This window comes from Fortiea contorta PCC 7126, from assembly GCF_000332295.1.
Classification (GTDB): domain Bacteria; phylum Cyanobacteriota; class Cyanobacteriia; order Cyanobacteriales; family Nostocaceae; genus Fortiea; species Fortiea contorta.
On record NZ_KB235930.1, the window covers coordinates 1,093,878 to 1,108,065 of the forward strand.

The window sequence follows — 14,188 nt, forward strand, 5'->3', positions numbered from 1 at the left end:
ACTTTATTTGAACCATGCTGTGCTAGTACACTGTGGCGTAAATCAACCACCCATTCAAAATCGGTGAAAAGCTGACTATAAAGGTTTGTTTATTTCATACTTGAGACTTGATACTTCAGCCTTTTTCTACTAGGCTTCTGGCTCAATCCCCAGCGCTCGTAATTGTGCGGCTAGTCGTTCAGCGCGTTGTCGCTCCTGTTCAGCGCGTTGTCGTTCCTGCGCTGCTAGTTCCGCACCCCACAGTAACAGGTTTCCTTGTTCATCCCACCACCGCAACCAGTTTCCTGTGCGGTTTTCGCGGCTACCATGCCATACTCCTAGGTGAAGATTGATCTGGGGTATCCAATAAAGCTGGTTTGCATCTGGCTGGGTCAATGCGTATCTTTCTGTTTCTTGTAAGCAATACATCTCGCAATTGCCGCTATCAGGTTCAAAGATGATGTAGTTTGGTATTTTGAGGATGCGCTCGTAGAAAAACCATTTACCGGGGGGGTATGTGGGTTTAACCGAATATTCAGAACCTTCTTGATCAGAAACGAATTCCATCACAATTACGGGAATATCGCCTTGTAGTTGCGGGGTATAACTACGTGTTACTTCTGCTCTCTCAACTTTAATTTCTGGAATATACGCCCAATCTGGAGCTTTGATGACCATTTTGCCGTTGAGTGTGGCACAAATCCCATAATTGGTGGGTGTGAGACTATTTGCCGTAACTTTACCAGCTAATTGTAAGGTTTCTGTGAGTGCTGCCGCTAAGGCTGGTTGGTTGATGTTGTCCACTGGGTCATCTGGTAATTTGTAATCATCGGGGAGTTTTTCCCAAGTGATTTGGTAGTCTTGGGTGAGGGCAATCATGGCGCTTCTCCTTGATTTACGAGGGGAAAATTACTCATCTTCGTCTGGTGCTAAATCTTCGGCTGTTAGTTCTTGATGAGGTATGGCGGCAATAATTGCGTCTATGACCTTCGATACTGGTAAAATCTCAATATTAAGATCGGGGAATTTTTGTCCTTTGGGGACGATCGCTCTTTTAAATCCCAGTTTAGCTGCTTCCTTCAATCGCAGTTCCATCTGGGAAACTGATCGCACCTGTCCTCCCAACCCAACTTCCCCAATCAACACCGTACCTGGGTCAACAATGCGATCGCGGAAACTGGCGACGATAGCGATGGCAATTCCTAAGTCTACCGCTGGTTCAGCAACATTCAACCCCCCAGCAGAAGCGACATAAGAATCCAACTTAGACATGGGAATTCCCACCCGCTTTTCTAACACGGCGAGAATCTGCACCAAGCGGTTATAATCTATACCTGTTCCCGCGCGACGGGGAGAAGGGTAACTGGTAGGACTGACTAAGGCTTGTAACTCAACCACAATGGGACGAGTTCCCTCACAAGCAACGACAATTGCTGTTCCCGGAGCCGGATCATCACGATTCCCCAAAAATAACTCTGAAGGATTGGGAACTTCACGTAATCCATTGGACACCATTTCAAAAATTCCAATTTCGTGGGTGGCGCCAAAGCGGTTTTTTACCGTCCGTAATAACCGATGAGAAGCAAAGCGATCGCCTTCAAAATACAACACCGTATCAACTAAATGCTCTAAAACTTTCGGCCCAGCGATCGCGCCTTCTTTGGTAACATGTCCTACTATTAACATAGTGATGTCTTCATGCTTTGCCACCTTCATCAGCGCCGCTGTGCATTCCCGCACCTGAGCCACAGAACCTGGTGCAGAAGTAAGTCCAGGGAAAAACACGGTTTGAATACTATCAATCACCGCCACATTTGGTCTGAGAGAGTCTATTTCTCGCAGAATCTCTTCTAAATCTGTTTCTGGTAAAACATACAAGTCAGCACCAACGCTATCAGGGTCAATTTCTTGAGGAGTCTCTGCAGCGACTAACTGTTCCACTTGCTCAACAGCACCCACCGGATCAGATACTCCCAAGCGGGATGCTCGCAACTTAATTTGTTGTCCCGATTCTTCCCCTGATATGTAGAGGATACGATATCTTTGTGCTAACTGATTTGATACTTGTAGCAGCAGCGTAGATTTACCGATACCTGGATCGCCACCAATTAATACCATCGAGCCAGGAACCACACCACCACCCAACACCCTGTCTAATTCTCCATAACCAGACTCCCAGCGTGTGACTTGACGCTCGGTAATTTGTTCAAATGTTAAGGAAGCTCTGGCTTTTGCTGGTTTATGATGAGATTTACCATTGGTAGGTGCTGATTGCCAACCACTGACACCTCCTCGACTAGGTATATCTACCGCAGATTGAATGGAAAATTGTTCCTCTAATGAATTGTAGGTACCACAAGCGGGGCATTTACCGAACCATTGGGGAGATTCGGCGCCACATTCGTTACAAATATAAAAGGTTTTCGACTTTGCCATTCTTAAATCTTATTAAATAATTTTAATTTTTACTTAATTTTTGCAGAAACCTAAAGTCTAATAATAGTAATAGTTACAGCTTTTTCCAATAAGTTGATGGAATGATATCTTAATATTATGGTATTAAAAATTAATCATCAAAAAAAGGAAACAGAGAATAGGGAAAAGGAAACAGTTTTGGCAACTTCGAGTTAGAGCCGGGAGTCACAGACCCCTAATTCTATAAGTAGCAGGTTTTGGGTGGGGTATAAATAATCCCCTTTGCCAAGACCCTGTTGTTAGTTACCCGTTGAGAGTTCCCTCTTTAAGAGAAATTTTAGTTAAGGAGCATAGAAAAACTTGGAAAGTCATAAAGAAAAAATCCTGGTAGTAGACGACGAAGCCAGCATTCGCCGGATTTTGGAAACGCGCCTTTCCATGATTGGCTATGATGTTGTGACTGCTGGCGATGGTGAAGAAGCTTTAGAAACTTTTCGCAAAGCTGATCCTGACCTTGTAGTTTTGGATGTCATGATGCCAAAGCTGGATGGTTACGGTGTGTGTCAAGAGTTACGTAAAGAGTCTGATGTCCCAATTATTATGCTAACAGCCTTAGGGGATGTAGCTGATCGCATCACCGGATTAGAATTGGGCGCTGATGACTATGTAGTCAAGCCGTTCTCCCCCAAAGAGCTAGAAGCCCGCATTCGTTCGGTATTACGCCGAGTTGATAAAATCGGCGCTTCTGGTATTCCCAGTTCCGGAGTGATTCATGTCGGGAATATCAAAATTGACACGAATAAGCGCCAAGTCTACAAAGGTGACGAGCGCATTCGCCTCACGGGTATGGAATTTAGCCTGCTAGAGTTACTGGTAAGTCGCTCTGGAGAAGCTTTTTCCCGTTCAGAAATTTTACAAGAAGTCTGGGGTTATACACCAGAACGCCATGTCGATACTCGCGTAGTCGATGTTCATATCTCCCGCTTACGCGCCAAGTTGGAAGACGACCCTAGTAATCCAGAATTAATCTTGACAGCGCGGGGTACTGGTTATTTGTTTCAACGGATAATTGAGCCTGGGGAGGAGTGAATAGATGCAGGAGTAACAAATAAGCAATGACAAAATCTGATTCTAATGTAGTTTTACGGCGTCTGCCGATTGTTGTTGGCTCTTTGGGCGCTGTACTGCTGTTAATTAACCGCTTTTTGACACCAGAACTTACAGAATCCCAAGCGCGAGGGGATGTGGTGGGCGTAATTTTAAGCGCGGTGCTCATTTTAACAGGTTTAATTTGGCAGCAAGTACAGCCGCGATCGCCTGACGTTGTGCAACTAATTGGAGAAGAAGGTTTTGTCTTAGCCGCAGATTTACCAGCAGCCGTGAAAACAGAATTAGCCTGGGCATCTCATTTATTATTGACTAATACAGTCACGCGATCGCTTGTAGTTTTTTATCAAGGTAAAGTTTTGTTGCGTCGCGGTATTCTGGGTGGTAAATCTGAAGTTACACCAGGAGCAATCTTAAAAAGAGTCCTAGAAAAACAACAAGCAATTTATTTAGTAGCGCTGAAAGTATATCCAGGACGAATTGAATTTGATTATTTACCAGAGAACACTCAAGGTGTGATTTGTCAACCAATTGGCGACAAAGGAGTTCTGATTTTAGGCGCCAATGCTCCCCGCAGTTACACCAAACAGGATGAAAATTGGATTGCGGGGATAGCTGATAAATTAGCAGTTACACTCCAAAATTTGGAGTCGGAAAATTAAAAATTACGAATTACGAATTATGCAAATTCTCTATTTGTTAATCATCGCCCTCATGATTGTAGGTATTATTGGGGCTGTGGTTCCAGCTATCCCTGGAACCAGTTTAATTTTAATTGGCGTGATTATTTGGGGAGTTGTTAGCGGTTCTTTCGCAGCTATCAAAACACCACTAATAGTCACAGTTATAGTTTTACTTTTGAGTATTGGAGTCGATTTTTTAGCCGGCTATTTGGGAGCAAAACAAGCCGGTGCTAGCAAATGGGGACAAATAGGTGCTGTTGTGGGGTTGGTGTTAGGATTTTTCGGGTTATTACCAGCTTTACCTTTTGGCGGGCCTTTACTAGGCATTTTATTAGGGCCGCTTTTAGGAGCAATTATAGGTGAGTACCTCTACCAAAAGCAAATACAATTAGCAGTGAAGGCGGGTATTGGAATTGTAGTTGGTACCTTAATTGGAAATTTAATTCAGGGTTTATTCGCTATCTCAGCAGTTGCAGTTTTTATCCTCACAACTTGGCCACAAGTATATGGGCCATTCATTAAATAAAAAAATTAAGCTGGTGTGAGGCTTTTTGACGTTGACGCCAGCCAAACACACTAGCTCTGGTTATTCTTTGGGAAAGAGTAGCCTTATACTGATTGCAGAGCTTGTTGAGCTTCCCTAGCGATCGCTTCTACTTCATCATCAACCAAAGTTTGTAATATGGACTGAGCATCCACACCACCCAAACGGCTCAAAGCTTGAACAACTCGATAGCGGACTTGCCAATCAGAATTAGTAGCATAGGAAGATAGTAGCGGTACAGCCTGTAAATCGCCTAAATCTCCCAAAGAACTAATCGCTGCAGTTTGGATTAACTCATTATCAGAACTAAGAGCCTCACGGAGCAATTCAAAGCCTCGCGGATCACCCAATTCCCCCAGGGTAGCAATAATACTGAATTTTACTAACCATTCTGGGGTGGTTTCATAAAGCTGCTGCAAATCCTCAAAAGCTGTGTGTAATTTGAGGGCGCCGATACAGTCTGCTGCTGCTGCTTGGACGTCAGGCTCAGGATCGCTCAAAGAATCCCGCAGCATATCTAAAGATAATTGTAAATCTTGTGTGCCCAGTATATCAAGCTGACTTACCGCTGAGTAACGGACGCGGGAATTACTATCACCAATAGCACTTTGAATCAGTTCAAAGCCAATAGCCGGGTCTAATTGACGAATTTGATTCACCGCCCGCAAGCGATCGCCTAAATCCTCTGAACTCAGCAATTGCTTAACAGACTCAGGAGTAATGCTCATTTACTAATCCTATATTTTCAAAGGTGTGAAAAACAGTGAGTTATGAAACTGACAAATGACTAATCTTGCTCCGCAGCCATTGCACGTACAATATCACCACGAGTGAGGATACCAATTACCTGACCCGCGCTGTCAAGTACTGGTAGACGATGAACACTGCGATCGTGCATAATTTTGGCAGCTTCCCTAATACTTTTATTGGGAGAAATGGTGATAGGATTTTTGCTCATCACCTCTCCGACCGTTTGTCCTAGCGCCTTATGCAGATCGCGATCGTAATCAGCCGGATTTTGTAAATAGATGACGCTATCGAGAAACATGATGTATGCAGGCGGAGTCACACCCGTTTGTTGCCACATCAAGTCAGTTTCTGAGATAATACCTACCAGTTGCCCGTTCTCATCCACAACAGGTAGCCCACTAATCCGTCGTTCAGCCAAAATCTGGATAGCTGTTTTCAAAGGCGTTTGCGCTTGGACAACAACTGGCTCATGGCTCATCACATCGGCAACAGTTTTAGGCATTTGCTTACTGACACCTCTGAATCAAAGTCCCTGAAATTATTGTAGAAAATTGCCAGTCATAACTTGACACAGTTCATACATTGTTACTTGGGCGCTAGTTATTTGTTATTTTCTCCGTCTCCTTCAAAGCGGCGATAATTTCCACATTGGCTTCTGGAAATGCATATTTTTCTAATTCAGTCAAGTGTACCCAGCGAATTTCATCACATTCTATTGCTTGGGGAATACCTGTAAGGTGACGACAGTGATGGACTGTCAAGGTAACTCGCAAATGAGTATAGGTGTGGTCAATAGTGATCAGATGTTTTCCCACTTCGATTCCTATTCCCAATTCTTCATAAATCTCCCGCTGAATACACTCCTCGATGGTTTCACCAAGCTCGATTTTACCTCCGGGAAACTCCCACAAACCGCCCATTGTTCCTTGTGGGAGACGCCGATCAATTAATATTTGCTGTTGTTCATTCCAAATCACAGCCACACCAATAATTTTATGGGGAATCAAAGAATTAATTTCACTCATGATTGCTGGTTGAAAAACATTAGACTTCTTGCAGAAGTCGGGAACAGGGAACGGGGAACAGAGAACGGGGAACAGAGAGCAGAAAAGGTACTTTTGCAAGAGGTTTATTATTTTTGTACCTCTCGTTAATCAAATACCCGACTTCCTTGAAGAGGTCGGGTATGTTAATGCTGATCATAAGACCGCTATATTCTTAACTTATCAGGAGATGAACGCAATTAAATATAAGAAATTTGCTAATTTTAGGTAAGGGGAAGGAGATTTTCAGGATTTCGCAGGAGTTCAACTGTGAATGTTAACAAGCATCAGCTTTCGCAGATTAAATCTCCAATTCCAACTTTTCTCGTCTCTACTCGGTTTCTTCGGTGTGGGTTTCTGTTCCTTGCAGAGCTATTTCAAAATCCATTCTTTGTTCAGCATTCCGCAAGAAATAACCGCTAATCATCGCTGAAGCTAGGAGTCTACCCAAACTTTCTCTGCTGGTGGTGACGGTGACGCCGAAGTGTTCAGATGGTAAATTTCCCAAAAGTCCGACAATGTTGCGCTCCATGACTTGGAAAACTTCGGCTGAAGCAGGTTTAGACAAGTGAGTGACAGTCTCTGGACTTAAAGATTTCACATATTGCCAGAGTAAGTTGCTGGTTTCTGACTCACCATTAAAAAATTCTGAGACTTTGTTAGATGGATTATTCATGTCTGCCTCTTGTACTACTATTACCGACGGTGTTGACAAATTCCAGTTTTAGATAAGAGTTAGCTTGTTATTTGCTTTCCTACTCAATAATCTAACAAGCCAATCCTTCATCAGGAGTGAGTGTAACCGTACTCACAGCAGCGTATTTTCTCACCAGTTGGTTGGTTGGTTAGTTCTTCGTCAACAAAAGACATATCCAGAGCTTAATAGTGCGCTGCTGAAGACGATTGTAGAGACGTTGCTTTTGCTTCGTCTCTACGTTCATTTGCGGATATGTCAATCAAACTAACTTGCCAAATATTCATCTATGTTGGCTTTGGATTTACGGAGTTTTGTGAGGGCTTCTCGTTCGATTTGTCGGACTCGTTCGCGGCTAATGTTGAGGATTTCACCAATCCTCGCTAGCGTGAGAGCTTGTCCATCCATTAACCCAAAGCGGAGGGTGATTACTTCCTTTTGTTGTGGGGTAAGTTCTGCCATTAAGCGCTCTAAGTCGTAGGAAAGGGAAGATTGCATCACAAATTCTTCGGGAGATACTCCCGGATCTTCCAACATTTCGCCGAGTTCGGTGTCGTAGTTGTCTCCTAGTCGTAAGTCTAAAGATAGGGGTAGACGCGCTTTTTCTAGATATTCTCGCACTTGTTTGGGAGTCAGTTCGAGTTCTTGAGCTAGTTCGGCGGCGCTGGGGGCGCGTCCTAGTTTTTGGGATAATTGGCGCTGGGCTTTTTTAATTTTGTTGAGTTTTTCGGTGATGTGTATGGGTAGGCGAATGGTGCGCGCTTTTTCAGCGATCGCCCGTGTGATTGCTTGTCTAATCCACCAATAAGCATAGGTAGAAAATCTATAGCCTTTGGTGGGGTCAAACTTTTCTACACCCCGCTGCATCCCGATACTACCTTCTTGAATCAAGTCTAGTAAATCAACGTTGCGCTTAATATACTTTTTGGCAACGGATACTACTAGTCGCAAGTTGGCTTCTACCATTTTGCGCTTGGCAATTTCACCTTCGGCGATCGCTCGGTTTAATTCTGCCAATTCTAGGTTGGCAGCTTTTGCCCACTGTTCTAAGGTTGGTTGATGACCTAACTGGTTGGCAAGAAACTCCCTCACCTCGTACAAGGCTGTGACACGTTGTACCTGTTTGCCATAAAAAATCTCCTCTTCGTGGGTTAAGAGTGGCACACGGCCAATCTCACGCAGGTAAGTCCGCACGAGGTCTGTGGCTGTCTGGGCGGTCTTCATGGCGCTACTCATTAGGTAATTATAAATTTGACGAGGGGCATTAACTCACTAATAGCTGCTGTGCACTAGTGTTACCCAGTTTGCCTGGGAACTGATGCCGCATTTTGTAATTTACGCGACTGAAAAATTCTGTCGCTCATAGTTATTCAATTTAGGCTCCTAACTGATTGAATTTACAGCTAGTTACCTTGTCTTACAAGTATCTACGGTTAGATATCAGGTAGCGAGTCGAACATTTTCTAGATCTCTCATTATTAATAATTGTAACATTTATGAGAAGAGTTTGATCATCTTCCATACTAGAATTTCGGGACTGTTAGCGCTGATTTTAGGCTGCTATTACCTAAACTTGCCTTGATTAGAGGTTGACATCAATCTATCTCTGGATAGAGATAGTTTTCTCATATTTCTCTAATTAACTCAACGATAAGCATAATCATTCTTTTGTAACATTTGCTGTATTCTTCTTGTAGTTATCGGCGGATATAGCAGGGAATAGGGAATAGGGAGTGTGGGGAGTGTGGGGGGTGTGGGAGGTGTGGGAGGTGTGGGAGGAAGGAGAATATAGGAAGCGAAAGCACAAATTCTTTTTCACCCCATCACCCCATCACCCCATCACCCCATCACCCCACACCTCTCACACTCTCTCATCCCTAACCCCTCAGCTAACGACCTACTGAGTAATCTTGGACACTTTTAACATCCAAGGTTGTGGTTTGCAGAGAGTGGATAGCGGCGACCGTGGCTTTAGCTCCAGCTATGGTGGTGATGATGGGGATTTTGTAACCTAAAGCGGTGCGGCGAATTAACCTCGCATCAGTTTGGGCTTCTTCCCCAGAAGGAGTATTGATAATTAGTTGGATTTTTTGGTTTTTGATAGCATCTAGGACGTGGGGGCGACCTTCATGAAGTTTCAGCACTAATTCGACATCTAAGCCGTTTTCTTGGAGGACTCGGCGTGTACCTAATGTTGCCATGACAGTAAAGCCTAGGTCGATAAATTCCTTGACTACAGTGACAGCGGCGGCTTTATCGCGATCGCTCATAGAAACGAATACGGTTCCTGTGAGAGGTAAACGCTCTCCTGCGCCGATTTCCGCTTTGGCAAAAGCCCGCCCGAAGTCGCTGTCAATCCCCATCACCTCACCAGTCGAGCGCATTTCCGGGCCTAATATTGTATCAGTTCCGGGGAATTTATTAAACGGTAAAACTGCTTCTTTAACGGCGATGTGGGCAGGAATCACTTCTTGGGTGAAGTTGAGTTCCTCTAGGGTTTGACCTGACATAATTAGGGAAGCTAATTTTGCCAGTGGTATACCAGTTGCTTTAGATACAAACGGTACTGTACGTGAGGCACGGGGGTTAGCTTCCAAGATGTAAACTTGGGGAGAATAGCTCCCAGCACCGACTACGGCGAATTGGATATTCATCAGCCCCACTACAGAAAGCGCCTGTGCTAGTTGCACTGTCCAAGTACGAATTTGATTGAGAACCGCTGGTGACAAGGAAATGGAAGGTAAAGAGCAAGCGGAGTCTCCAGAATGAATCCCCGCTTGTTCTATGTGTTCCATAATACCACCAATTACGACTCTTCCAGTATGGTCAGCGATCGCATCTACATCAACTTCGATGGCATTTTCCAAAAATTTATCAATTAAAATGGGATGCTCTGGTTCTACCTGGACGGCAAAGGTCATGTAACGTTCTAACTCAGTATCTGAGTAGACAATTTCCATCGCTCGTCCTCCCAACACATAACTGGGACGTACCACCACTGGATAGCCGATCCGCTTGGCGACAATTAAAGCGTCTTCATAACTGCGCGCAGTTCCATTAGGCGGTTGGGCGATATTTAAATCTTGGAGAATCTTTTCAAACCGCTCTCGATTTTCTGCAGCGTCGATAGAATCTGGTGATGTGCCCCAAATTTGCGGTAATGGCGAATCGGTAGCTTCTAGTCTCTGCAAATACTGCTGTAACGGGACAGCTAACTTTAACGGTGTCTGTCCGCCAAATTGGACAATTATTCCTGCGGGATTCTCAGCTTCAATGACGTTGAGGACGTCTTCTTTAGTTAACGGCTCAAAATAAAGGCGATCGCTTGTGTCATAATCTGTAGAGACTGTCTCTGGATTAGAGTTGACCATAATTGTCTCATAACCCGCTCCCTTCAAAGCATAGGCGGCGTGACAACAGCAATAGTCAAACTCAATTCCTTGCCCAATGCGGTTAGGGCCGCCACCCAAAATCATCACCTTGGGCTTGGTGCTAGGCAAAACCTCCGTCTCTTCTTCATAGGTAGAGTAGTAATAGGGAGTGAAGGCCTCAAACTCCGCCGCGCAAGTATCCACAGTTTTGTAAACTGGGATAACTCCTAATTGTTGGCGGTAAGTGCGGACTTCATCTTCGCTGGTTTTGGTCGCAAAGGCAATTTGGCGATCGCTAAAGCCGTCTCTCTTGACTGCATACAACTGCTCTTTTGTCAATTGTTTTAAAGGTGTGCGCTTGAGGAATTTTTCCACCTCTAGGAGTTGCTGCATTTTATCTAAGAACCAAGGGTCAATTCCCGTGAGTTCATAAATTTCCTCATTAGTGATACCTAGCTGCAAAGCGTGACGGACAGCAAAAATGCGATCGGGGTTTGGTGTCCGCAACAGAGCGCGGATTTGTTCGCCGCTGGGTAATTTTTCTGCTTTGTCGCAACCCCAACCAGCCCGCCCGGTTTCTAGAGAACGCAGGGCTTTTTGAAAGGATTCATTAAATGTGCGTCCGATCGCCATTGCTTCACCGACTGACTTCATCTGTGTTGTCAGCACTGGATCTGCACCAGGAAACTTTTCAAAAGCGAAACGGGGAATCTTGGTGACTACATAGTCAATTGTGGGTTCAAACGAAGCTGGGGTTTGCTTGGTGATGTCGTTTTTAATTTCATCCAGGGTGTAGCCGACTGCTAACTTAGCCGCCATTTTGGCGATGGGAAAGCCGGTAGCTTTGGAAGATAAAGCAGAACTGCGGGAGACGCGGGGATTCATCTCAATCACCACCACATCCCCATTCACCGGATTAACAGCAAATTGGATGTTAGAACCGCCAGTTTCCACACCAATTTCGCGGATAATTTTAATTGCCATATCCCGCAACCGCTGGTATTCCTTATCGGTAAGAGTTTGGGCGGGGGCGACGGTGATCGAGTCACCAGTGTGGATACCCATCGGGTCGAGGTTTTCGATGGAACAGATGATGACTACGTTATCTGCTAAGTCGCGCATCACCTCTAATTCATATTCTTTCCAACCGAGTAGGGATTGGTCGATGAGAATTTGGGAAACGGGGCTAGCGTCGATACCTACCTGGGCCATTTCTTCAAATTCTTCTTGGTTATAGGCAATTCCGCCGCCAGTACCACCCATTGTAAAGGCGGGACGAATGATTAAGGGGTAGGTGCCGATGCGACGGGCGATCGCTTTTGCTTCTTCTAATGTGGAAGCAGTACCGCTGGGACAGACAGCCACGCCAATTTTGGCCATGGCGTCATTAAACAGTTTTCTGTCTTCGGCTTTTTCGATGGCTGGGAGTTTAGCGCCGATTAATTCGACGTTATATTCATCTAAAACACCATTCTTAGCTAAAGCGACGGCGAGATTGAGAGCAGTTTGACCACCCATCGTCGGTAGTAGGGCGTCAGGACGTTCCTTGGCGATGACTTTGGCGACGAGTTCCGGTGTCAGCGGTTCAATGTAGGTGCGATCGGCTGTGTCTGGGTCAGTCATAATTGTTGCTGGGTTGGAATTAACCAGCACAACTTCATAGCCTTCTTCTCGCAGGGCTTTACAGGCTTGGGTTCCAGAGTAGTCAAACTCGCAAGCTTGTCCAATCACAATAGGGCCTGAGCCTAACAGCAGAATCTTCCTGAGATCTTGGCGGCGGGGCATAGTTGTTGCTTTGGAGTAAGAGATTACAAATCCTGATTATTTTAAGATTGTTTACCCCTGGTCAGCCGCTTTGTTATCAAGTTTTCCAGGTTGGGCTGACGCTGCTCTCTACGGGGGACAGCTAACAAAATTGGCTAAAAGGCTCAGAAAAATTCTCTAGCACTTCCCTAGCTACTCTCTAGTCCCTAGTTCCTCACCCCTAAATTCAACGAAATGTACTTCACTAAAACGAGAAACTTTATATATAATTCTCACTGATTTATTTAAATTTTTTGCAAATTTTTGTATTTTAAGTCAGGGTTTTTTGAAATTACTAACGCCACATGCAACGGCACTATTATGTGTGCAGATATTTAACGGGTAGGAATATTTACTAATAAGCTAAATGCGATTAATTTTTAGTACGGTTTGACGATGTTATTTTATTTACTCGTACTAAAAAAGGCAGAGGGGATATTATCCACCTTCTGCCTTATTTTTATAATTTTTTCCGACCCGGATTTTCCAACTATTTATCTAGTCTGAAGTAGACTTATCTAAATGATGAGAAATTAGTTTTGTGCAGGTTGAACAAAACCCAAGGTCAAGCTGTCTTTAGCTAGGAAGTGAGAGATATGGAAGGCTCTTTCTTCAGTTTTTAAGAGAATTTTTTCATACAAATAGCGTGTAGCTCTGTCGCCTAAACTCTCTGCCTGAGCGGCTTGACGGCGAATCACACCAATTACCGCCTGTTCAGCAGCTAGGTCATTTTCTAACATTTTGCGGACAGAAAATACACCATCGGCTTCTTGTTCAAAACAAGTCAATTCTGCTAATTTGCTGAAGGTAGCCGCTGGCACACCACCTAATCCATCTAAGCGTTCTCCGATTTCATGGGCGTGCTCTTGCACTTCTTCGTAGTTCTCGTTAAAAAACTGATGTAGTGAATAGAATTCTGAGCCTTCCACTACAAAATGATGTTTTTGGTACTGCAAGTACAGTGCCTGGAAGCTAGCTAATAAAACATTCAATCCTTCTGTCACTGGAGCAGTGACGCTGTGATCCAGTAAGACAGGATTGTCGTAGATACGACCAAAATCTCGTAACACAGTTTGCGTTTCTGACATCGTTCTCCTCGCTTTTCAGCAGTTATGGTTTTTAACTGCTTAGTCTCTACATATTAACACTCTAAAAATTAAAGTATGTTGAATCAATGTTGTAATTTGTCAAGTTTTTTGCTAGTAAAAATTGCTATTTAAGTTTTTGCTGATTTGATTCCTGTTTTTATTATTGACATCAATAAATAAATATGCATGTATCGTGTGGGGTAAATATTACAGTCCTCGCTGATGTGCAGACAATAAGCGTTACCGTGCAACTTCTCTACTTTGGAGAGCGACTGTAAAGGAGAGTTAATTTTCTACTGTTATGCAAAATAATTGAGAAGAGTTTGCACTTAGGTTATGCTGGTTCTAAGAAGCTGAACTCTCCAATATGAAAAATATTAGAAAGTAGCAGCCCGGTAGTTACTGCAAGTTGGTCGCACATTGAGGGCTAGTCTTTTGAAATCACATACTGCAAAAATTGAACACAACCACGTGGTTGAGGTGGATTGGGTAGACCGTTGGCGAGTTTATCACCGCTTACAGGAACTAGAAATTCCCTGTTGGTGTGCGGCTAATCAGCCATTGCGGGTGGAAATCAACACTCCCACAGCAGCAGTTCAGCTGTGGAGCGTAGCGCAGCAGTGCACTGCTTCCCGTGATGATTTGATTTGGATTCTTAAACAAAATTGGCAACTTCGTTATCGCAAATCTTAATCGACAGGGGCCATTCTA

14 protein-coding genes are annotated in these 14,188 nt (G+C 44.2%); 5 read left to right on the plus strand and 9 right to left on the minus strand.

The annotated features are described in order from the left end of the window. Positions 1-129: 129 nt before the first annotated feature. Positions 130-858 carry a Uma2 family endonuclease gene (locus tag MIC7126_RS0105145; protein ID WP_017652058.1) on the minus strand — a complete coding sequence of 243 codons (729 nt, stop codon included), beginning with the start codon at positions 856-858 and terminating at the stop codon, positions 130-132. 30 nt (positions 859-888) lie between these two features. Next, on the minus strand, positions 889-2,415 hold the full coding sequence (gene radA, locus MIC7126_RS0105150) for a DNA repair protein RadA (protein ID WP_017652059.1): 1,527 nt from the start codon (positions 2,413-2,415) through the stop codon (positions 889-891). Positions 2,416-2,754: 339 nt separating this feature from the next. Between radA and rpaB the strand changes: the two genes are divergently transcribed. From rpaB to MIC7126_RS0105165, 3 genes are read left to right on the plus strand one after another with little or no spacing between them, the layout of a single operon-like run. After that, the gene (rpaB, locus tag MIC7126_RS0105155; RefSeq protein ID WP_017652060.1) at positions 2,755-3,483 is read left to right on the plus strand and encodes a response regulator transcription factor RpaB; all 729 of its coding nucleotides are present in this window, start codon (positions 2,755-2,757) and stop codon (positions 3,481-3,483) included. 26 nt (positions 3,484-3,509) lie between these two features. Continuing rightward, positions 3,510-4,163, plus strand: a complete 654-nt coding sequence (locus tag MIC7126_RS0105160) for a cofactor assembly of complex C subunit B (RefSeq protein WP_017652061.1) — start codon at positions 3,510-3,512, stop codon at positions 4,161-4,163. A gap of 19 nt (positions 4,164-4,182) precedes the next feature. Then, positions 4,183-4,710 carry a DUF456 domain-containing protein gene (locus tag MIC7126_RS0105165; protein WP_017652062.1) on the plus strand — a complete coding sequence of 176 codons (528 nt, stop codon included), beginning with the start codon at positions 4,183-4,185 and terminating at the stop codon, positions 4,708-4,710. A gap of 83 nt (positions 4,711-4,793) precedes the next feature. On the opposite strand, the gene nblB is transcribed toward MIC7126_RS0105165, so the two are convergent. The 5 genes from nblB to MIC7126_RS0105195 all read right to left on the minus strand — a co-directional run bounded on the left by nblB (position 4,794) and on the right by MIC7126_RS0105195 (position 8,439). After that, positions 4,794-5,456, minus strand: coding sequence for a phycobilisome degradation protein NblB (nblB, locus tag MIC7126_RS0105170; protein WP_017652063.1), 663 nt, complete (start codon positions 5,454-5,456; stop codon positions 4,794-4,796). 59 nt (positions 5,457-5,515) lie between these two features. Then, positions 5,516-5,980, minus strand: a complete 465-nt coding sequence (locus tag MIC7126_RS0105175) for a CBS domain-containing protein (RefSeq protein WP_017652064.1) — start codon at positions 5,978-5,980, stop codon at positions 5,516-5,518. A gap of 94 nt (positions 5,981-6,074) precedes the next feature. Beyond that, positions 6,075-6,503, minus strand: coding sequence for an 8-oxo-dGTP diphosphatase MutT (gene mutT, locus MIC7126_RS0105180; protein WP_017652065.1), 429 nt, complete (start codon positions 6,501-6,503; stop codon positions 6,075-6,077). A gap of 349 nt (positions 6,504-6,852) precedes the next feature. After that, positions 6,853-7,197 carry a DUF760 domain-containing protein gene (locus MIC7126_RS0105190; RefSeq protein ID WP_017652067.1) on the minus strand — a complete coding sequence of 115 codons (345 nt, stop codon included), beginning with the start codon at positions 7,195-7,197 and terminating at the stop codon, positions 6,853-6,855. A gap of 285 nt (positions 7,198-7,482) precedes the next feature. Then, entirely contained in the window at positions 7,483-8,439 is a 957-nt protein-coding gene (locus MIC7126_RS0105195) for an RNA polymerase sigma factor, RpoD/SigA family (RefSeq protein WP_026100047.1), read from the minus strand. Between the two features lie 509 nt (positions 8,440-8,948). Here MIC7126_RS0105195 and MIC7126_RS31175 point away from each other — a divergent pair. Beyond that, on the plus strand, positions 8,949-9,119 hold the full coding sequence (locus MIC7126_RS31175) for a hypothetical protein (RefSeq protein WP_169330794.1): 171 nt from the start codon (positions 8,949-8,951) through the stop codon (positions 9,117-9,119). Here MIC7126_RS31175 and carB read toward each other — a convergent pair. Both carB and dpsA read right to left on the minus strand, forming a co-directional pair. Continuing rightward, complete coding sequence (gene carB, locus MIC7126_RS0105200) at positions 9,105-12,371, minus strand: carbamoyl-phosphate synthase large subunit (protein ID WP_017652069.1); 3,267 nt, start codon at positions 12,369-12,371, stop codon at positions 9,105-9,107. The genes MIC7126_RS31175 and carB overlap by 15 nt on opposite strands. A 551-nt stretch (positions 12,372-12,922) precedes the next feature. Continuing rightward, positions 12,923-13,477 carry a DNA starvation/stress protection protein DpsA gene (gene dpsA / locus MIC7126_RS0105205; protein ID WP_017652070.1) on the minus strand — a complete coding sequence of 185 codons (555 nt, stop codon included), beginning with the start codon at positions 13,475-13,477 and terminating at the stop codon, positions 12,923-12,925. Positions 13,478-13,912: 435 nt separating this feature from the next. Here dpsA and MIC7126_RS0105210 point away from each other — a divergent pair, with 435 nt between their 5' ends. Further along, entirely contained in the window at positions 13,913-14,170 is a 258-nt protein-coding gene (locus MIC7126_RS0105210) for an Asr1405/Asl0597 family protein (RefSeq protein WP_026100048.1), read from the plus strand. The last annotated feature ends 18 nt before the right edge of the window (positions 14,171-14,188 follow it).